Here is a 19,703-nt window from a genome sequence, read left to right as displayed (position 1 = left end):
ATGATCGATCACATCTCCGTCGGCGTCAGCGATCTCGATCGCGCCGCGAAATTCTACGAGGCGACGCTCGCCGCACTCGGCCTCACGCGCCTCGTCACGCGGCCGCGGACGGTCGGGTTCGGCAAGACCTATCCGGAGTTCTGGATCAATCTGCGCGAGGGCATGCCGCCTGTCGCGCCGGAGAGCGGCGTGCATATCTGCCTGCGGGCGAAAACCACGGCCGAGGTCGATGCGTTTCACGCAGCGGCGCTGTCCGCTGGCGGCGCCTCCGACGGCGCACCGGGCATCCGCCCGCACGATCGTGTGCGCTATTACGCCGCCTTCGTCACCGATCCCGACGGCAACCGGATCGAGGCGGTGACGTTCCCGGCAGAGTAGGCGTTACAACTTACGCGCCACTTCCGGCGCGAGATCGCGCTGGCTGTCGGGAATCTGCGCAGCTGCAGAGCGCAGCCGCGGGATGATCTCCTCGACCTTGTCCGCCTTGAGGATGTCGACCGAAAGGCCGGCGCGGATGAACTCGGTCTGGCGCATGTGGTACACCAGCGAGAACAGCGGCTCCCAGAAATTATCGATGTTGGCGAGCAGCACGGGCTTGGCGTGACGGCCGAGTTGCTGCCAGGTCAGCTGCTCCACCAGCTCCTCGAGCGTGCCGAGCCCGCCGGGCAGGGCCACGAAGGCGTCGGAGCGCTCGAACATCAGCCGCTTGCGCTCGTGCATGTCGGGCGTGACGACCATCTCCTGCACGCGCGTCAGGGCGTTCTCGCGCATCCGCAGGAAGTCGGGGATGATGCCGGTGACCATGCCGCCGTGATCGAGCACGGAGGTTGCGACCGCCCCCATCAGGCCGAGCGAGCCGCCGCCATAAACGAGGCGGATCTTGCTTTCCGCCAGCGCTCTGCCTAGCGCCTTCGCCGCTGCGATGAAGTTGGGATTTGTTCCAGGGCCGGAGCCGCAATAGACACAGACGGTTTTGATCGTGCTCATTGGTGCCATGATGCATTGCAGCGAAGTGGCGTCAAGCCCAAACGGTGATTCGGTGCTTCCGGGAATTTACCGGTAAATCGCGACAAACGATCCAGGATTCGCCATCTGGCGGGGTGCGCGGGCATCGGGAAGGCTCTATATGACGGGCGAAAATCGTTAATCGCAGTTGCGCCCGCATCCGGCGGGCTTTCAGGTTTCTTGATGGACCAACCTCAATCGTTCGACGGCGCCGACGTTCCTGATCCTGCCGCGGCAGGACCGCAGGCTGGGGCCACGCTGATGGGCACGCTCGCGCATCTGTGGCCCTATATCTGGCCGGGCGACCGCTTCGACCTGAAGATGCGGGTGGTCTGGTCGCTGGTGCTGCTGCTCGCCGCCAAGCTGATCACGCTCGCGGTGCCGTTCAGCTTCAAATGGGCGACGGATGCGCTGACGGGCGCCAACACCGCGCCGGTCGCGCCCGACAATTGGCATCTCTGGGTGATCGCCTCGCCTTTCCTGCTGACCGCGAGCTACGGGGTGATGCGCATCCTGATGGCGGTGCTGACGCAATGGCGCGACGGCATCTTCGCCCGCGTCGCCATGCATGCGGTGCGCAAGCTCGCGACCCTCACCTTCATCCACATGCACGAGCTGTCGCTGCGCTTCCACCTCGAGCGCAAGACCGGCGGTTTGACGCGCGTGCTCGAGCGCGGCCGCGAGGGCATCGAGGTCATCGTGCGCATGGTGATCCTGCAGCTGATCCCGACCATCGTCGAGGTCTCGCTGCTGCTGGCGGTGCTGCTCTGGCAATTCGACTGGCGTTACGTGGTCGCGACCCTGATCACGGTCACGCTCTACATGTACTACACCTATATCGCGACCGAGTGGCGGATCGGCATCCGCCGCAAGATGAACGATTCCGACACCGAGGCGAATACCAAGGCGATCGACTCGCTGCTCAACTACGAGACGGTGAAGTATTTCGGCGCCGAAGCGCGCGAGGCGCAGCGCTACGACAAATCGGTCGAACGCTACGAGGAGGCGAGCGTCCGCACCTATACGTCTCTCGCCGTGCTCAATACCGGACAAGCCGTGATCTTCACGCTTGGCCTGACCGCAACCATGCTGATGTGCGCGATCGGCGTGCGCAACGGCACCAACACGGTCGGCGATTTCGTGCTGGTCAATGCCATGATGATCCAGCTCTACCAGCCGCTGAACTTCATGGGCATGGTCTATCGCGAGATCAAGCAGGCGATCATCGACATCGAGAAGATGTTCGGCGTGCTGGGCCGCGAGGCCGAGATCAAGGATGCGCCTGGCGCGAAGCCGCTGGTCATCTCCGCCGGCACGGTGCGCTTCGAGGACGTGCGCTTTGCCTATGAGCCGACGCGCCCGATCCTGAGGGGCATCAGCTTCGAGGTGCCGGCCGGCAAGACCGTTGCCATCGTCGGCCCCTCCGGCGCCGGCAAGTCGACCATCTCGCGGCTGCTGTTTCGCCTCTATGACATTTCCGGCGGGAGGATCCTAATCGACGGCCAGGACATCCGCGAGGTCACGCAGGCCAGCTTGCGCGCATCGATCGGCATGGTGCCGCAGGACACGGTGCTGTTCAACGATACCATCCGCTACAACATCCGCTATGGCCGCTGGGACGCCGGCGATGCCGAAGTCGAGGAGGCCGCCCGGCTGGCGCAGATCGACCACTTCATCCGCATGGCGCCGAAGGGCTACGAGACCCAGGTCGGCGAGCGCGGCCTGAAATTGTCGGGCGGCGAGAAGCAGCGCGTGGCGATCGCACGCACGGTGCTCAAGGCGCCGCCGATCCTGGTGCTGGACGAGGCGACCTCGGCGCTCGACACCCACACCGAGCACGAGATCCAGGGGGCGCTCGACCGCGTGGCCAAGAACCGCACCTCGCTGGTGATCGCGCATCGGCTTTCCACCATCGTCGGCGCCGACGAAATCATCGTGCTGGACCAGGGACGCATCGCCGAGCGCGGCACTCACGCGAGCCTGCTCGCGCAGGGCGGGCTCTATGCCAGCATGTGGAACAGGCAGCGCGAGGCCGAGGCGGCCCGCGAGAAACTGGCCAAGATGGCCGACACCAATGCCGCGCCCAACCGGGAGCCGCCGCCGGTCGACGACATCCTGACGACGCCCGCTGCGGCGGAGTGACCTTGTCTCCGGTCCCAAGTCTGGCCTAAACAAGCCCGCGCAACGACCCGTGCCATCAACCCCGAACGGCAGATAGCGATGTCCATTCTCGATTCGATCCAGCGTCAGATCCCGCCGATCCACAAGGAGGGCTATCCCTTCATCGGCGGCTTTGCGGTGGCGAGCCTGATCCTGTTCTGGCTGTGGTCGCCGCTGGGGTGGATCGGCACGGTCCTGACCGTGTGGTGCGCGCTGTTCTTCCGCGATCCCGTCCGTGTGACGCCGGTGCGCGAGGGTCTCGTGGTGTCGCCGGCCGACGGGCGCGTCTCGATGATCACCATGGCACTGCCCCCGGCCGAGCTCGGGCTCGGCGACCGGCCGCTGCCGCGCGTCTCGATCTTCATGAGCGTGTTCAATTGCCATGTGAACCGGGCGCCAGTGGCGGGCAGGGTGGACCGCATCGCCTATCGGCCCGGCCTCTTCATCAACGCCGAGCTCGACAAGGCGAGCGAGGACAACGAGCGCAACTCGCTGGTGATCACGACGCCGACGTCCCGGATCGGGGTGGTCCAGATCGCCGGCCTCGTCGCCAAGCGCATCGTCTGCTTCGTCAGGGAGGGGCAGGCGATCGGCGCCGGCGAGCGCTTCGGCCTGATCCGCTTCGGCTCCCGCCTCGATGTCTACCTGCCCGTGGGCACCAAGGCGCTGGTCTCGGAAGGGCAGACCGCGATCGCCGGAGAGACGATCCTGGCCGACCTTGCCGGCGACGACCCGGGCCGCGCGTTCCGCGCCAATTAACCAATAGTCGGTGCTTGCAGGCCTTCCGCCGCAATGGCGGAGGGCGGCTTGGCTTGCTATATCTCGCCTCGAGATAAGGACGAGCCATGACGCCTTACGACTCTAGGGATCCCGACGTCCGCCGCCGGCGGTTCCGCCCCATTCCGGTGCGGATGCTGGTGCCCAACGTCATCACGCTGCTGGCGATCTGCGCCGGCCTGACCTCGATCCGCCTGTCGATCGAAGGGCGGATGTCGCTCGCCGTCTACGCCATCGTGTTCGCGGCCGCGCTCGACGGCATCGACGGCCGCATCGCGCGCATGATCAAGGGGCAGTCCAAGTTCGGCGCCGAGCTCGACAGCCTCGCCGACTTCGTCAATTTCGGCGTGGCGCCCGGCCTGATGCTGTATTTCTGGCAGCTGCACGAGCTCGGCAATGCCGGCTGGATCGCCGCCATGGTGTTCGCGATCTCCGGCGGCCTGCGGCTCGCCCGCTTCAACGCCACCATGGACGATCCGAACAAGCCGGCCTTCGCCGCCAATTTCTTCACCGGCGTGCCGGCGCCCGCCGGCGCGATCACCGTGCTGCTGCCGATCTATGTCGCATTCCTCGATCTCGGCCGCACGCCTGCGGCGGTGACCGCGGCCTACACGCTTCTGATCGCGTTCCTGATGGTGTCGCGCCTGCCGGTGTTCTCCGGCAAGACCAAGCGCATGCGCGTGCCGCCGGAGCTGGTGCTGCCGGCCTTCGTCGCCGTAATCGTCTTCATCGCGCTCCTGATCGCCTATCCCTGGCACGTGCTGTCGATCGGCACGGTGCTGTACCTTCTCGCGCTGCCGCTCGGCTACAAATCCTATCGCGACCAGGCGCGCGCGGTGGAAGCCACCGCGCCGGCGGGAGGCGAGGTCCCGTCACCGCCGTCGGCACCGACGCTGGCGAATTTGTCGGAGCCGCCCCAGGACGACAGGCCCGGGCGGCTGCACTAAAGCGCGATGGGATTCCTCGCGCTTTAGGTTGTTGTTTGAGCATGATCTTTTCGGAAAACCGCTACACACTTTTCCGGATCATGCTCTAACGGCCGCACGCGGATATCTGCCATGAGGCCTGCCTGAGTTGGGTCGAGGCCCGATCTCGGCTATATCGCCCCTTGTGCCGGCGGCATCGCGCTATCAACCGCCGCCAATCTGGGAGAGAACGCCGTGACCAATTCCGCGACCGGGCCGCTGCCCGCTTCCGTCCTCGAAGCGCTGGGCCGCTACGACACGCCGACGATCTGCAATGCCATGGAGATCGTGGCGCCCGAGCGGCGGCTGATCGGCTACACCACCAAGCAACTGGTCTGCCCGTTCCCCGACCTGCCGCCGATCGTCGGCTATGCCCGCACGGTGGCGATCCGCTCGGTGCTGAAATCATCGCTTCCGGCCGAGGAGCAGTCCAGGCGCCGCATCGAATATTACGAATATGTCGGCACCGGCCATGGCCCGCGCATCTCGGTGATCCAGGACATCGACGGACCCGACGTCGGCTATGGCGCGTTCTGGGGCGAGGTGCAGAGCAACGTCCACAAGGCGCTCGGCTGCCTCGGCGTGATCACCGACGGCTCGATCCGCGACATCCCGCAATGGGCGCCCGGCTTCCAGGCGCTGGCTGGCTCGATCGGCCCGTCGCACGCCTGGGTGCACGCGGAAAGCTTCGGCGGCGAGGTGCGCGTCGCCGGCATGACCGTGAAGTCGGACGATCTCATCCACGCCGACCGCCATGGCGCCATCGTGATCCCGCTCGACGTTGCCGCAAAGCTGCCGGAGGCCGCCGAGCTCTGCGGCCGCCGCGAGACGCCGATCCTGGAGATCGCCCGCAGTCCGGATTTCTCGCTCGAGAAGCTGAAGGCGGCGCTGAAGCGCTCGGCGGAGATCCATTGACGGCCAATGGGGCGATCTACGGCCGCGAATCCGGCCGTAGATCGCCTTGCTCGGTCAGAAACAAGGCGGCCTGATCGGGCTCGCCGAGCACGGCGGCGGCGCATCCGATCAGGGTGAAGCCGCCGGCAAAATCCCACATTGTTAGGTCGTCTGCGCTGTCGGGGCTGTGCATCAACCGTGCTGCGATCACGGCGAAGGCGGCCTCGACGAAGAGCAGCACGCTGAACGCCGGAAGCACGAGCTCCGGCTCGAGCAGGTGGAACGCCAGCGCCGCGGGCAGCGCCGTGAGAAGACTGAACAGCGTCAACATTGCGATGGCTCCACGATCGGCCATGTCGCAACGCCAGCAAACACCAGCTGATCCCCGACCACGATGTGGCGGAGGGCCGCAGCCGATGTGACGTCGTGGCGCGGCTCCTTATGGTTAGCGAAATGTTGAAATTCCTATCGCTGGACGGCAATTGCGGCGGCGGGCGGCACGCGGTCCAGACTTAACCTTTACGCGGCTTTAAGGGCGGCGCTCTAGGGTTTCCGATGCGGTTCGGGGTTGGGCCGCGCCAGCGGCCAGGACGGCCGTTGTTGCGTACGCGTCGGAGTTTCCCATGGATATCATGACGAGCGTCGGGCTCATTGCGGGCACCATCGTCATCGTGGCGATGATCTTCATGGGCGGCGATCTTCACATGTTCATCTCCGAACATGCGATGATCATCATCTTCGGCGGCTCGATCTCCGCCACCATGATCCGGTTTCCGCTTTCGGCGCTCCTGCACGGCCTTCCGCTCGGCGCCAAGTTCGCCTTCACCATGAGCCGGCTGTCGGCGCACGACCTCGTCGACGAGCTCGCCCGCATCGCCGAGATCGCCCGCAAGCAGGGCCCGGTCGGACTGGAAAAGGTCGAGACCGACGAGCCCTTCCTCGCCAAGGGCATCCGCTACGTCGCCGACGGCTACGACCTCGACTTCATCCGCGACAATCTCGAGCGCGACCGCGACAACTTCCTCATGCATCTCGACGAGGGCAGCAAGATCTACCGCGCCATCGGCGATTGCGCTCCGGCGTTCGGCATGATCGGCACCTTGATCGGCATGGTGCAGATGTTCGCCAACATGACCGATCCTTCCAAGCTCGGCCCGTTCATGGCGACCGCGCTGCTCGCCACCCTTTACGGCGCGCTGGTCGCGAACCTGTTCTGCCTGCCGATCGCCGACAAGCTGCACGGCAAGCTGCTGGACGAGGAGACCAACCGCACTCTGATCATCGACGGCATCCTGATGATCCGCGACTCCAAGAGCCCGACGCTCGTGCGCGAAATGCTGCTGGCCTATCTGCCGGAGAAGCATCGTCACGCCGATGGCGAGCCGGTGCCGGCGTAAGCCGCCCGCCGGGATTTGAGACATGGCCAAGAAGAAACGCGGCGATGCGCATGGAGGCGGTCACGGCTGGTTCGTGACCTTCGCCGATCTGATGGGCCTGATGATGAGCTTCTTCGTGATGCTCGTCGCGTTCTCGACGCAGGACGCCAACAAGCTGAAGATCGTCGCCGGCTCGATGCGCGACGCCTTCGGCGTGCAGAGCGAGGCGCGCTACGCCGGTATCGTCGAGTCCGACGGCCTGCCGACCCGTCCGCGGCTGAAGAACGTCGATCACATCCAGCCCGAGGACGCCTCCAATACGCCGACGCCGGACCAGGAAGACCGCGACAAGACGTCCGGCGCGAAGATCAAGGTTGATCGCAATTTCGCGCTCGCGGCAGCCTCGCTGCGCCAGGCGCTGCAGGACATGCCGGAGCTGACCGAGATGTCCAAGCACATCATGTTCGAGGAGACCAAGCAGGGCCTCAACCTGGAGATCGTCGACCAGGACGGCCGCTCGATGTTCGCCGACGGCTCCAAGGTGCCCTACGACCGCACCCGCCGCCTGATCGAGAAGCTCGCGGTCCCGCTCAAGGCGACGCCGCTGCGCGTTTCCATCGCCGGCCACACCGCGGCGGGGTTCGTGCCGACCCGCAGCGACTACGGCGCCTTCGATCTGTCGGCCGACCGTGCCAATGCGGTGCGTCAGATCCTCGAACGCCAGGGCCTGCCGCCGTCGCACATCTTCGCCGTCTCCGGCAAGGCCGATACCCAGCCGCTGTTTCCGGACGATCCCTCGCTCGCCGCGAACCGGCGGGTGACCATCACCCTGATGCGCGAAGATCCGCCGCTGCCGCCGAATCTGAAGCCGTAACCCTCTTGCGCTACCATCTTACCTGAGGCATGTCGTCGCGCTGGCGATGAACGTTGCAGCCGCGTCACAGCTTCTGTCCCTGCGCCTGCTAAGGTGATGGGCGATTGACAGGCGCGGCGGAAGCGTCAAAAGGCGCCGGATCAAAATCAGGGACGAAGCGTTTTCCATCCTCATGACGGCGAGCATCACATCGACTGAGACCCATGAAGGGCCGGTCAAGTCGGGCTTTTGGTCCCTTACGCTCGGGAGCATCGGCGTCGTCTTCGGCGATATCGGCACTTCGCCGCTCTACGCATTCCACGAGGCGGTCAAGGCCGCGGCCCATGGCGAGCCGGTCTCGCGCATCATCGTACTGGGCGTCCTATCGTTGATTCTGTGGGCGCTTCTGATCGTCGTCACCGCCAAATACGTCCTCTTGCTGCTGCGCGCCGACAATAACGGGGAGGGCGGCACGCTGTCGCTGATGGCACTCGGCCAGCGCGCGCTCGGGCGGCGAAGCTGGGTTCTGCTTGCGCTCGGCGTGATCGGCGCCTCGATGTTCATCGGCGATTCCATGATCACGCCGGCGATCTCGGTGCTCTCGGCGGTGGAAGGTCTGAAGCTCGCAACCCCCGCGCTCGAGCACTATGTCGTGCCGGTCACCGTCCTCATTCTGGTGCTGCTGTTTGCGGTCCAGAGCAAGGGGACCGCGCTGGTCGCCTCGGCCTTCGGGCCGGTGATGGTGATCTGGTTCACCGTCATCGCGGTCATGGGGGCGGTCCATATCGCCGACGACCCCTCGGTGCTGGCGGCCATCAATCCCTATTACGCGGTGCAGTTCGTGCTGTCGCACGGCACGATCGGCCTCGTGACCCTCGGTGCCGTGTTCCTGGCGGTGACGGGGGGCGAGGCGCTTTACGCCGATCTCGGCCATTTCGGCCGCAAGCCGATCCAGTCGGCCTGGATGTTCTTCGTGCTGCCCGCGCTCCTGATCAACTATTTCGGGCAGGGTGCGCTGGTGCTGTCCGATCCCAGCGCGATCCAGCATTCCTTCTATCGCATGGTGCCCGATAAGCTGGTGCTGCCGCTGGTCGGGCTCGCGACGGCCGCCACCGTGATTGCGAGCCAGGCGGTGATCACCGGCGCCTATTCGCTGGTCTATCAGGCCGTGCAGCTCGGCCTCCTGCCGCGTTTCGAGGTGCGCTACACCTCCGAATCCCATGCCGGCCAGATCTATCTGCCGCGCGTGAACCGGCTGCTGCTGATCGGCGTGATGCTGCTGGTGCTGCTGTTCCATACCCCCAGCAATCTGGCCTCGGCCTACGGCATTGCGGTTTCAACCACCATGGTGGCCGACGGCATCATGGGCTTCGTCGTGATCTGGAAGCTGTGGAACTGGCGTGCGGCGGCGGCTGCGGCGGTGATCATCCCCTTCGTCGTCGTCGATTTGAGCTTCTTCAGCGCCAATCTGCTCAAGCTGCTCGAAGGCGCCTGGGTGCCGCTGCTGTTCGGCATCGTCATGGCGGGGACGATCTGGACCTGGCGCAAGGGCTCCGGAATCCTGGTTCAGAAGACGCGACGGATCGAGGTGCCGCTGGACGATCTGATCCGCAGCCTGGAGAAGCGGCCGCCACACATCGTCAAGGGTACCGCAGTGTTCCTGACCAGCGATCCCTCGTTCGTGCCGACCGCGCTCCTGCACAATCTCAAGCACAACAAGGTGCTGCACGAGCACAACGTGATCCTGACCATCGAGACCGCGCAGACGCCCCGGGTCGATCTGTCGGAGCGGTTCAGGATGGAGAAGATCAGCGACAAGTTCTCCAAGGTCCGCCTGCGCTTCGGCTTCATGGAGCAGCCGAACGTGCCCAAGGCGCTCGCGATCGCGCGCAAGCAGGGCTGGCAGTTCGACATCATGTCGACGTCGTTCTTCGTGTCGCGACGATCGCTGAAGGCCTCGGCGCAGTCGGGCATGCCGCTCTGGCAGGATCATCTGTTCATCGCGCTGAGTCGGTCGGCCAACGATGCCACCGACTACTTCCAGATTCCCACCGGCCGGGTGGTAGAAGTCGGAACTCAGGTCACCATCTAGAATGCAACTGGTGCAGCCATGCATATCTGCATGGCCACGGCCCAGAATCGGGCTAGGCTATGCCGGTGGCGCAGGACTATAAGCCGCGCGCTCTTCCGCCATTGTGCAGTGAAGCATTCTAGAGGCCACTGGGCTCTCCCATGACAAGCGACATAGCAGTTCCCGCCCCGGAAACGGTGGCGGCTAATGGGCATGGCGATGCCCACACCACCGCCCGTTTCGGCGCGCTGACGCTCGGCAGTATCGGCGTTGTCTACGGCGATATCGGCACCAGCCCGCTCTACGCGTTCCGCGAGGCCGTGATGGCCGCCTCGGGCGCGGAGGGGTTGCCGACGCCGGCAGCCGTGCTCGGCGTGGTGTCCCTGATCCTGTGGGCCCTCATCGTGGTGGTGACGCTCAAATACGTCGTGATCCTGCTGCGCGCCGACAATAATGGCGAGGGCGGCACGCTGGCGCTGATGGCGCTGGCCCAGCGGGCGGTTGGCACCGGTGGGGCGACCATCGTGCTGCTCGGCGTCATTTCCGGAGCTTTGTTCTACGGCGATGCCGTGATCACGCCGGCGCTCTCGGTGCTGTCGGCGATCGAGGGCATGAAGGACGTCACGCTGAGGTTCGAGCCCTACATCGTTCCGCTGACGGTGGTGATCCTGGTCTGCCTATTCGCCGTGCAGTCCCGCGGCACGGCGCGCGTTGCGGCCTTTTTCGGCCCGATCATGTGCGTCTGGTTCGCGGTCCTTGCGGCCGCAGCGATCCATCCGATCATCCAGCAGCCGCAGGTGCTGTACGCGCTGAACCCGCTCTACGCGGTGAACTTCATGCTGCACCATGGCATCATCGGCTTCGTGACGCTGGGCGCGGTGTTCCTGGCCGTGACCGGCGCCGAGGCGCTCTATGCCGATCTCGGCCATTTCGGCAAGCGGCCGATCCAGACCGCCTGGCTGTTCATCGTGCTGCCCTCGCTGGCGCTGAATTATCTGGGGCAGGGTGCGCTGGTGCTCGGGGATCCCGGCGCGATCGTGAGCCCGTTCTTCCAGCTGTTCCCGCAAGGCTTCTTCCGCGGCTGCATGGTCGTGCTGGCGACCATGGCGACCGTCATCGCGAGCCAGGCCGTCATCACCGGGGCCTATTCGCTGACGCGCCAGGCGATCCAGCTCGGGCTGCTGCCGCGATTCGAAATTCGCCATACGTCGGAAGCCCATTCCGGCCAGATCTTCATTCCGCGCATCAACCAGCTGCTGCTGGTCGCTGTGGTGCTGCTGGTGCTGCTGTTCCGCTCGTCCAGCGCGCTGGCGTCCGCCTACGGCATCTCCGTCACCGGGACCATGGTGGTCACGGCCATGATGGGCTTCGTCGTGGTCTGGAAGGGCTGGCGCTGGTCAGGGCTCGCCGCCGGCGCGCTGATTGCGCCGTTCCTGTTTCTCGACCTGACCTTCCTGACCGCGAACCTGTTGAAGGTGTTCGAGGGCGGCTGGGTGCCGCTGGCCCTCGGTGCCGTCATGATCATCCTGATGTACACATGGCGGCGCGGCAGCCGGCTTTTGTTCGAGAAGTCGCGCAAGCTCGAGTTCCCGCTCGCAGATCTCGTGGCCATGCTGGAGAAGCGGCCGCCGCAGCGCGTGCCTGGTACCGCGGTGTTCCTGACCTCGGATCCGCTCAGCGCGCCGACCGCGCTGATGCATAGTCTGAAACACTACAAGGTGCTGCACGAGAAGAACGTCATTCTCACCATCGAGACCGCGCAGACCCCGCGGATCGATCCGGCGGAGCGGGTGAAGCTGGAGCAGATCTCACCGACATTCTCCAAGGTGACGCTGAAGTTCGGCTTCATGGAATCGCCCAACGTGCCGAAGGCCCTCGCGATCGCCCGCAAGCTGGGCTGGCAGTTCGACATCATGTCGACCTCGTTCTTCCTGTCGCGCAGGGCGCTCAAGCCCGCCGCCCATTCCGGCATGCCGCGCTGGCAGGACCGGCTGTTCATCTCGCTCAGCCGCTCCGCCAACGATGCCACCGACTATTTCCAGATCCCTTCCGGCCGCGTGGTCGAGGTCGGAACCCAGGTGACGATCTGACTCCACCGCTGTCATCGCCCGGCTTGACCGGGCGATCCAGTATTCCAGAGGCCGGCGTTGAAGAGCTCGCTCTCGCCGCATCCGCCGCGGCGTACTGGATTCCCCGTCTTCGCGGGGGATGACATCGAGTGTGAGCCCCGAAAGCCGGACTTCAAGTCGCTGCGATTTAGCTTTAACTTGCGCTGCGCGGCTCAAGCCTTTGTGGCGCTTGATTTTCGTCTCCCGAGAGGCGAGGTTGCCGCCGGCCGGGATCGCCCCGGCACGCGGCCCGCGACGTTGGAGGATGATGTGGCAAATCAAGTGCAGGATCTGACCCCGGACGAGGTCGCCAAGGGTGTCGCGGAAGGGCGCTATCTCCTGGTCGACGTCCGTGAGCCGAACGAGGTCGAGGCCGAGGCCTATCCTTACGGCGTCGTGGTTCCGCTCTCGACCTTTGATCCCAAGGCGATCCCCGATCCCCAAGGCAAGGAGGTCGTGTTCGCCTGCCGCTCAGGCAAGCGTTCGGTGACGGCCTCGCTGGCGGCACAGGCGGCGGGCCTGCCTTACGACAAGCATCTGGCCGGCGGCATGCTGGGCTGGAAGGCGGCGGGGCTTCCCAGCAAGGTCGGTGGCTGATCCGATCGATGTCCAAAAGCTCTTCGCTGAACAAGGTCTTCGCCGACCTTCCCGTCACCATCTTCGAGGCGATGTCGCAGGCCGCGCGCGACAACAATGCCATCAATCTCGGCCAGGGATTTCCTGACGATCCCGGCCCCGAGGATATCCGCCGCGCCGCGGCCGAGGCCTCGCTGAACGGCTACAACCAGTACCCGTCGATGATGGGCCTGCCGGAGCTGCGCCAGGCGATCGCGACCCATTACGGCCACTGGCACGGCCTCAAGCTCGACCCGATGAGCGAGGTGATGGTCACATCAGGCGGCACCGAGGCGCTGACCTCGGCGATCCTCGCGGTGGTCCGGCCCGGCGACGAGGTGGTCTGCTTCCAGCCGGTCTATGATTCCTATCTGCCGATCATCCGCCAGGCCGGCGGCATTCCGCGCCTGGTTCGGCTGGAGCCGCCGCACTGGCGGCTGAATGAGGACATGCTGAAAAGCGTGTTCAATTCAAAGACCAAGGCGGTGCTGTTCAACAATCCCTTGAATCCTTCGGCGGTGGTCTATCCACGCGAGGACCTCGAGCTCTTGGCACGCTACTGCCAGGAGTTCGACGTCATCGCGATCTGCGACGAGGTCTGGGAGCACGTCACCTTCGACGAGCACAAGCACATCCCGCTGATCACCATCCCCGGCATGCGCGAGCGCACCATCAAGGTCGGCTCGGCCGGCAAGATTTTCTCGCTGACGGGCTGGAAGATCGGCTTCGTCTGCGCCGCGCCACAGCTCTTGCGCGTCGCCGCCAAGGTGCACCAGTTCCTGACCTTCACCACCGCGCCGAACCTGCAGGCCGCGGTGGCCTACGGCCTCAGCAAGTCCGACGACTACTTCCTGTCGATGCGCAAGGATTTGACGCGGAGCAGGGACCGCCTGACCAAGGGCCTGGAGAGCCTCGGCTTCCCCGTGCTGAAGTCGCAAGGTACCTACTTCCTCACCGTCGACCTGTCGCCGCTCGGGCTCAACGAAAGCGACACCGAGTTCTGCTGGCGCATCGTGAAGGACTACAAGGTGGCCGCCATTCCGGTCTCGGCGTTCTACGAGCAGGACCCGGTGACCTCGGTGGTGCGCTTCTGCTTTGCCAAGAAGGACGAGACGCTGGACACCGCGCTGGAGCGGCTGTCGGACGCGGTGCGTGGACGCAAGAGGTAGATCGAGATGACGAACGTCGGCCGCTCCGGGATTGGTTTCGCGATCGCCGCGGCACTGACGTTGCTCTCCGCTCCCGCGGGGGCCGAGGAGCGGGTCGTCAACTTCTACAACTGGTCCAACTACATGGCGCCTGACGTCCTGGAGGCCTTCACCAAGGAGACCGGCATCAAGGTGGTCTACGACACCTTCGACGCCAACGAGACGCTGGAGACGCGCCTGATGGCCGGCAAGTCCGGCTATGACGTCGTGGTGCCCACCGCCTATTTCCTGCAGCGCCAGATCAAGGCCAACATCTTCCAGAAGCTCGACAAGTCGAAGCTCCCGAATCTGGCCAATGCCTGGCCCGTGGTGACGCAGCGCCTCGCCACCTACGATCCCGGCAACGTCTACGCCGCCAACTACATGTGGGGCACGACGGGCATCGGCTACAACGTCGCCAAGGTGAAGCAGATCCTCGGGGCGGACGCGAAGATCGACAGCTGGGACATCGTCTTCAAGCCGGAGAACCTGGCAAAGCTCAAAGACTGCGGCGTGCACATGCTGGACTCCGCCGACGACATCTTCCCGGCGGCGCTGAGCTGGCTCGGGCTCGATCCGAACTCGACCAAGCAGGCCGACCTCGAGAAAGCTGCCGACGCCGTGGCAAAAGTCCGCCCGTCGGTGCGGAAGTTTCACTCGTCCGAATATTTGAGCGCGCTCGCCACCGGCGAGATCTGTTTCGTGGTCGGCTGGTCCGGCGACATCATGCAGGCCCGTGCCCGCGCGGCGGAAGCCAAGAGCGGCGTCGAGATCGGCTACACCATTCCGAAGGAGGGCGCGCAGATGTTCTTCGACAATCTCGCGATCCCGGCGGATGCGAAGAACGTCAAAGAGGCCTACGAGCTGATCAATTATCTCTATCGGCCCGACGTCGCCGCCAAGAACTCGGACTTCCTGTCCTACGCCAACGGGAACCTCGCCAGCCAGAAGCTGGTCGATCCGAAGATTTTAAACGACAAGAACATCTACCCGGACGAGGCGACGCTTTCAAAACTGTTCGTCATTACGGCGCGCGAGCCGGCGACCCAGCGGATCATCAATCGGCTCTGGACGAAGGTGAAGACGGGGAGGTAGGGCAGATGGGTTCCAAATTCGCCGTGCGGCGGGAATTGGTGTACTATCTGCTTCAGATTGAACGAACTAGGCCTTGAGCAATGACCGATCATTCTCGCATCTCGCTCGCACCTGATGTCCTTGCTGGCAAGCCCGTGATTAGTGGGACCCGCATTGCGGTCGAGTTCATCATCGGATTGATGGCAGACGGTTGGAGCGAAGCCGACATTTTGGCCAACTATCCAGGCCTTTCGCGCGAGGACATTCTCGCGTGTCTGGCTTACGCACGCGATTCCCTTAGCGGCGAACGGGTTCACCCGACCGCAGCTTGAGACGCGTTTTCTCGCGGACGAGAATTTTCCTGGCTCCGCCGTCGATGCACTTCGTGCATCAGGTCACGACGTCATCTGGATCAGAGCTTCGGCGCCTGGTAGCAGCGATCGCGAAGTATTGGCGCAGGCGTCGCACGAACAACGGATCCTAATCACCTTTGATAGGGACTTTGGGGAGTTGGCTAAAGCGTCGTCGCTCCCGACCGCATGCGGTATCGTATTGTTGCGCATCCCACCGTCGGCACCCGGGCGGATTGGCAAGGTGCTCGCCGACCTGATCTTGGCCCGTGACGATTGGGCGGGCCATTTTTCTGTGATCGAGCCTGGCCGAGTCCGAATGCGGCCGCTGAGCAAATAGCGCCAGCGTCTACCGCCACCTTCTATGCAGCCACAGCCACTGCTCGGGATGCTCGCGCACCCAGCTTTCCACCACGCTGGTGATCGCCTGCGTCGTGCCCTGGATGTCGATCCTGCCGTCGGCATCGCGCACCGGCTGGATCTCTTCGGTGAGCTCGCCGCGGAAGCGGCCGTCGGGCAGGCGGATGATGCGCACGCCGTGGATCGGGCATTCGACCTGGCGCAAGAGGCGCGCCAGCATCGGATTGGCGCGGGTCTTGCGGCCGAAGAACGTGACCTCGACGCCAGCGGTGAGATACTGGTCGATCAGCATGGCGACGTGCTTGCCGTCCTTCAGCGCCTGCGCGAGCCGCAGCGGCGCCTCGCGGCCGGCCGGGATCAGCGTGCCCATGTTGACCTGGCGCATCTCCTGGATGATGCGATCGGCCGAGGCGATGTTCGGGCGGCGATAGAGGATTGCGGTGTCCAGTCCATGCGCGACCGCGGCGAGCGCCGGCAATTCCCAGTTCGCAAGATGCGCGGCGAAGATCAGCGCCGGCTTGCCGTCGTCGCGGATCTGGTCGAACAGCTCGATGCTGCGCGGGGAAATCTCGATTCGACTCTTCTCCGGGGCATCGCGCTCGTAATTCCAGACCTGGTCGATATGGGCGAACTCGGCGCCGACGCGGCCGAGATTGTCCCAGACGCCCATCAGGATCCGTTCGATCTCCTCCGGTGACTTCTCGGGGAAGGCGGCGGCGAGGTTGGCGCGGCCGATGCGGTGCTCGCGCAGGCGCGGTCCGATCAGCTTCACGGCACGCGCGAAAAAGTCCGAGGTCTTGGCGGGATCGAAATAGCGCGTGGTGCGCAGCATCGCGACGGTCGCGGCGCCGATCAGGCTGCCGCCGAGCGATTTGGCAGCCTCCCGCGCGCGGGCCTTCGTGCTCGCAGGAAGCAGCCTCATGCGTCCGGTCAGGCCGGTTCGCGGGTCAGGATCAGCGAAGCGTTCTGGCCGCCGAAGCCGAACGAGTTCGACATCACCGCAGTGACGCGGGCATCGCGCGCCTTGTTGCCGACGACGTTGAACAGGATCGTGGGATCCGGATTGTCGTAGTTGATCGTCGGCGGAATGCGCTGATGCTCGAGCGTGAGCAGCGAGAAGATCGCCTCGACCGCGCCGGCGGCCGAGATGGTGTGGCCGACCATCGACTTGTTGGAGGTGACCGGAATCTTCTGCGCGAGCTCGCCGAACACCGCCGACGTCGTGTTGAACTCCATCTTGTCGTTCTCGGGCGTCGCGGTGCCGTGCGCGTTGATGTGGTCGATCTGGTCCGGCGCCATGCCGGCGTCGGCCAGCGTCTTGTTCATGCAGCCGATGATCGGCTTGCCGTCGGGCGAGGAGCGGGTGCGATGGAACGAATCCGTGAGCTCGCCGCAGCCGGCGATCACACCGAGAATCTTTGCGCCGCGCGCGGTGGCGGCTTCATAGCTTTCAAGCACGAGCGCGCCGGCACCTTCTGCCATGACAAAACCGTCGCGGTTCTTGGAGAAGGGCCGGGAGGCCGCCTGCGGCGGGTCGTTCTGGGTCGACAGCGCCGACAGCAGCGAGAAGCGCACCAGCGCTTCCGGGTTGACGGTGCCATCGGTCGCGACGCACAGCGCCGCGTCCGTCTCGCCGCGGCGGATCGCCTCGACGCCGAGCTGGATCGAGGTGGCTCCGGACGCGCAGGCCGTCGACAGCGAGATCGGCGAGCCCTTGGTGCCGAAGGTCTCGGCGAGAGAGGCGGCAACCGAGCCGAACATGAAGCGATGATGATAGGCGCTGAACTTGCCGCCGCCGGAGATGCGGAGCAGATCGTCGTAGCTGATGTCTTGCTGGCCGACGGCGCGACCGAGCTCGCGACGCTGCGGCCATTCGACCTCGACCGGTGCAACCGCGAGGAAAAGCGGACCCGGGAAATCGGCCTTGGCGCCGATGCCGGCCTGCTCCAGCGCTTCCTGCGTCACCAGCTCGGCCATCCGCTCGGACAGGGCGGTGGACGAGAACGGATCGGCGCTGACGAAATCGACCGTGCCGGCCATCGTGGTCTTGAGGCCGTCGACCGGAAAACGCGTGATGGTGCGGATGCCGGATTCGCCGGCGACGAGCTTTGCCCAATTGTCGGATTTGCCGGCACCGAGCGAGGTCATGATGCCCATGCCGGTGACGACGACGACGGGACGCCCGAGTTTGTCGCGTGGTGCAGTCATGTCGATCCCCGCTTGAGCTGGTTAAACTGCCTCGACCAGCGCCATGCCTTCGCCGCGCCAGTGTCCGGCTCCCACCACCACGATCTGGGTGGGCGCGCCCTGCATTTCAATCTCGGTCCCCGTGGAATCATTCGGTGGGAACAGCGCGCCGCGCGAGATCGACAGTGCTGCGAGGGCAATGCCGAGCGGAAATTGCGTTTCCATGGCGTGGCCGAACACCGTGCCGGTCGAGCGCACCGGAAAGTCGGCATGGCTCTTCAGGAAGTCGCGCTCGTCCGAGGTCGCGGGCTCCGCGCCGGTCGCCCCGGTGATGATCGCGCCCTTGCCCTCGCGCCTGGGCAGCTTGGCCCACAGCTTCTCGAGTGTCGCGGTCATGTCGCCGGGCTGTTTGCGTTTGGCGAGGTCTGCGACGACGCTCGACAGCTTTGCGAACGGCTTGGCGCCGCGCGCTTCCGCATGGGCCTTCGATTCCAGCACCAGGAAGGCGCCGGCCGAGCCCAGCGCGAAGCCGGGATGGTCCTTGCGCGCCCACACGGGCGCGAACTTGTCCTTCAGGTTGAAGTCGCCGAATTCGTAGAGGACGAGCAAGTCCTTGCGTTCGCCATTGTGCGAGCCGCCGACCAGCGCGATGTCGCTTTCGCCCGAGGCGATGCGCGCGAGCGCGATGCGGGCGGCATCCGCGCCGGCGACCTCTTCGCCCATGAAGGTGCGCGAGGTGCCTCCTAAGCCGTGCACGATGGCGATGTTGCCGGCGAGCAGGTTGGAGAGCTGGGCCAGGAACAGCGTCGGCCTGAGATCGCTCATCAGCCGCTCGTTGAGGAAGCCCGGCGCGTTGGCGCCCTTGGCCTCGGCGGTGAGAATGCCGCTATCGACGTTGATGTCGCGCTCTCCGCCGCCGGCGGCGACGACCATGTCGATCTTCGACAGGATGTCCTTGTTGCCTTTGATGCCGGCGGAATCCAGCGCAAGACCGGCGGCATAGGTGCCGATGCGCTGCCAGGCTTCCATCTGGCGCTGGTCGCCCTTCTTCGGAATCTGGCTGTCGAAGGATACGGGCATCAAGGGATGCACGATGTAGGGCGCAAAGACCTTCTCGTCGACATTGATGCGCTTCTCAGAAAGCGCGGCCCAGTTGGCGTCGAGGCCCTCGCCGAGCGAGGTGGCGAGCCCAATGCCGGTGATCCAGACCTCGGTCTGGCCGGGCCTCGAAGCGGTGTTAGTCATTGCGATAGGACCTGTTGCGGAAACCCGACGCGCTCGGCGACCTTCGCCATGTATCCGCGCATATCCGCATTGGGGAAGGGGATCAACGTGAAGGTGAGCGCGGAATTGGCGCGCAGCTTGCCGCCGACCCGGATCTTGGCCTCGGTCATGGCATAGCCGGAGCCTTCATGGGTGAGGCTCGCCTCGATGCTCATAAGGTCGCCCGGGAAGACCGAGCCGCGGACCTTGGCCTCCTTCACGGCGGCCAGGATCGGCATGCGTTCGAACCTGAAAACGCCGAGTTGAAGCCAGCCCGAGGCCTGCGCCATCGATTCGATCAGGAGCACGCCGGGCATCAAGGGATAACCGGGGAAGTGCCCCTCGAAAATGGTGCTTTCCTGCGGGACCTGCGCTTCGACGACGATCGTCTTCTCGTCGACCTTGAGGTCGACGATGCGATCGATCATGTGGAAGTATTCGAGTTGCATGACTGCGCC

Annotated in this window: 20 protein-coding genes; 14 read left to right on the top strand and 6 right to left on the bottom strand. The window is 65.0% G+C overall.

The genetic code is table 11. The annotated features are described in order from the left end of the window. Positions 1 to 378 carry a VOC family protein gene (locus ACNJYA_RS22935; RefSeq protein ID WP_439363382.1) on the top strand — a complete coding sequence of 126 codons (378 nt, stop codon included), beginning with the start codon at positions 1 to 3 and terminating at the stop codon, positions 376 to 378. Between the two features lie 3 nt (positions 379 to 381). Here ACNJYA_RS22935 and ACNJYA_RS22930 read toward each other — a convergent pair whose 3' ends face one another. Continuing rightward, entirely contained in the window at positions 382 to 987 is a 606-nt protein-coding gene (locus ACNJYA_RS22930) for a TIGR00730 family Rossman fold protein (RefSeq protein ID WP_439363380.1), read from the bottom strand. A 201-nt stretch (positions 988 to 1,188) separates the two neighbouring features. On the opposite strand from ACNJYA_RS22930, the gene ACNJYA_RS22925 reads away from it, so the two are divergent. The 4 genes from ACNJYA_RS22925 to ACNJYA_RS22910 all read left to right on the top strand — a co-directional run bounded on the left by ACNJYA_RS22925 (position 1,189) and on the right by ACNJYA_RS22910 (position 5,822). Further along, positions 1,189 to 3,147 (top strand): ABCB family ABC transporter ATP-binding protein/permease, encoded by a 1,959-nt coding sequence (locus ACNJYA_RS22925; protein ID WP_439363379.1) that lies wholly within the window; start codon positions 1,189 to 1,191, stop codon positions 3,145 to 3,147. Between the two features lie 78 nt (positions 3,148 to 3,225). Then, positions 3,226 to 3,924: a phosphatidylserine decarboxylase gene (locus tag ACNJYA_RS22920; RefSeq protein WP_172788095.1), complete on the top strand. Its 699-nt coding sequence runs from the start codon at positions 3,226 to 3,228 to the stop codon at positions 3,922 to 3,924. A gap of 86 nt (positions 3,925 to 4,010) precedes the next feature. Next, positions 4,011 to 4,889, top strand: a complete 879-nt coding sequence (locus tag ACNJYA_RS22915) for a CDP-alcohol phosphatidyltransferase family protein (protein WP_172788096.1) — start codon at positions 4,011 to 4,013, stop codon at positions 4,887 to 4,889. Between the two features lie 213 nt (positions 4,890 to 5,102). Next, the gene (locus ACNJYA_RS22910; RefSeq protein WP_212257363.1) at positions 5,103 to 5,822 is read left to right on the top strand and encodes an RraA family protein; all 720 of its coding nucleotides are present in this window, start codon (positions 5,103 to 5,105) and stop codon (positions 5,820 to 5,822) included. Positions 5,823 to 5,838: 16 nt separating this feature from the next. On the opposite strand, the gene ACNJYA_RS22905 is transcribed toward ACNJYA_RS22910, so the two are convergent. Continuing rightward, positions 5,839 to 6,156, bottom strand: coding sequence for a hypothetical protein (locus ACNJYA_RS22905; protein WP_246571313.1), 318 nt, complete (start codon positions 6,154 to 6,156; stop codon positions 5,839 to 5,841). Between the two features lie 268 nt (positions 6,157 to 6,424). On the opposite strand from ACNJYA_RS22905, the gene ACNJYA_RS22900 reads away from it, so the two are divergent. From ACNJYA_RS22900 to ACNJYA_RS22860, 9 genes are all read left to right on the top strand, one after another. Continuing rightward, positions 6,425 to 7,198 carry a motility protein A gene (locus tag ACNJYA_RS22900; RefSeq protein ID WP_172788099.1) on the top strand — a complete coding sequence of 258 codons (774 nt, stop codon included), beginning with the start codon at positions 6,425 to 6,427 and terminating at the stop codon, positions 7,196 to 7,198. Between the two features lie 22 nt (positions 7,199 to 7,220). Next, positions 7,221 to 8,051: an OmpA/MotB family protein gene (locus ACNJYA_RS22895; protein ID WP_212257364.1), complete on the top strand. Its 831-nt coding sequence runs from the start codon at positions 7,221 to 7,223 to the stop codon at positions 8,049 to 8,051. Positions 8,052 to 8,223: 172 nt separating this feature from the next. Continuing rightward, on the top strand, positions 8,224 to 10,122 hold the full coding sequence (locus ACNJYA_RS22890) for a potassium transporter Kup (protein WP_172788101.1): 1,899 nt from the start codon (positions 8,224 to 8,226) through the stop codon (positions 10,120 to 10,122). A 140-nt stretch (positions 10,123 to 10,262) separates the two neighbouring features. Beyond that, positions 10,263 to 12,191, top strand: coding sequence for a potassium transporter Kup (locus tag ACNJYA_RS22885; RefSeq protein ID WP_172788102.1), 1,929 nt, complete (start codon positions 10,263 to 10,265; stop codon positions 12,189 to 12,191). Positions 12,192 to 12,479: 288 nt separating this feature from the next. Next, positions 12,480 to 12,806, top strand: coding sequence for a rhodanese-like domain-containing protein (locus ACNJYA_RS22880; RefSeq protein ID WP_197946948.1), 327 nt, complete (start codon positions 12,480 to 12,482; stop codon positions 12,804 to 12,806). Positions 12,807 to 12,814: 8 nt separating this feature from the next. Then, positions 12,815 to 13,993: an aminotransferase gene (locus tag ACNJYA_RS22875; RefSeq protein WP_439400768.1), complete on the top strand. Its 1,179-nt coding sequence runs from the start codon at positions 12,815 to 12,817 to the stop codon at positions 13,991 to 13,993. Between the two features lie 6 nt (positions 13,994 to 13,999). Beyond that, positions 14,000 to 15,106: a polyamine ABC transporter substrate-binding protein gene (locus ACNJYA_RS22870; protein WP_439400767.1), complete on the top strand. Its 1,107-nt coding sequence runs from the start codon at positions 14,000 to 14,002 to the stop codon at positions 15,104 to 15,106. A gap of 80 nt (positions 15,107 to 15,186) precedes the next feature. Further along, on the top strand, positions 15,187 to 15,417 hold the full coding sequence (locus ACNJYA_RS22865; RefSeq protein ID WP_172788106.1) for a DUF433 domain-containing protein: 231 nt from the start codon (positions 15,187 to 15,189) through the stop codon (positions 15,415 to 15,417). Further along, positions 15,326 to 15,775, top strand: a complete 450-nt coding sequence (locus ACNJYA_RS22860; RefSeq protein ID WP_439403462.1) for a DUF5615 family PIN-like protein — start codon at positions 15,326 to 15,328, stop codon at positions 15,773 to 15,775. Before ACNJYA_RS22865 ends, ACNJYA_RS22860 begins: the two co-directional genes overlap by 92 nt. 9 nt (positions 15,776 to 15,784) lie before the next feature. Here ACNJYA_RS22860 and ACNJYA_RS22855 read toward each other — a convergent pair whose 3' ends face one another. Genes ACNJYA_RS22855 through ACNJYA_RS22840 form a run of 4 tightly spaced genes read right to left on the bottom strand, consistent with a single transcriptional unit; the run spans position 15,785 to position 19,694 of the window. Beyond that, positions 15,785 to 16,717, bottom strand: coding sequence for a lipid A biosynthesis lauroyl acyltransferase (locus tag ACNJYA_RS22855; protein ID WP_212257370.1), 933 nt, complete (start codon positions 16,715 to 16,717; stop codon positions 15,785 to 15,787). 8 nt (positions 16,718 to 16,725) lie between these two features. Next, on the bottom strand, positions 16,726 to 18,003 hold the full coding sequence (locus ACNJYA_RS22850) for a beta-ketoacyl-ACP synthase (protein ID WP_439363376.1): 1,278 nt from the start codon (positions 18,001 to 18,003) through the stop codon (positions 16,726 to 16,728). A gap of 21 nt (positions 18,004 to 18,024) precedes the next feature. After that, positions 18,025 to 19,227, bottom strand: coding sequence for a beta-ketoacyl-ACP synthase (locus ACNJYA_RS22845; protein WP_172788109.1), 1,203 nt, complete (start codon positions 19,225 to 19,227; stop codon positions 18,025 to 18,027). Continuing rightward, positions 19,224 to 19,694, bottom strand: a complete 471-nt coding sequence (locus tag ACNJYA_RS22840) for a 3-hydroxyacyl-ACP dehydratase FabZ family protein (RefSeq protein WP_172788110.1) — start codon at positions 19,692 to 19,694, stop codon at positions 19,224 to 19,226. Before ACNJYA_RS22840 ends, ACNJYA_RS22845 begins: the two co-directional genes overlap by 4 nt. Positions 19,695 to 19,703 lie beyond the last annotated feature (9 nt).

Source organism: Bradyrhizobium sp. BLXBL-01 (genome assembly GCF_051853025.1).
Classification (GTDB): Bacteria; Pseudomonadota; Alphaproteobacteria; order Rhizobiales; family Xanthobacteraceae; genus Bradyrhizobium.
This window is presented reverse-complemented; position numbering and strand designations above follow the sequence as displayed.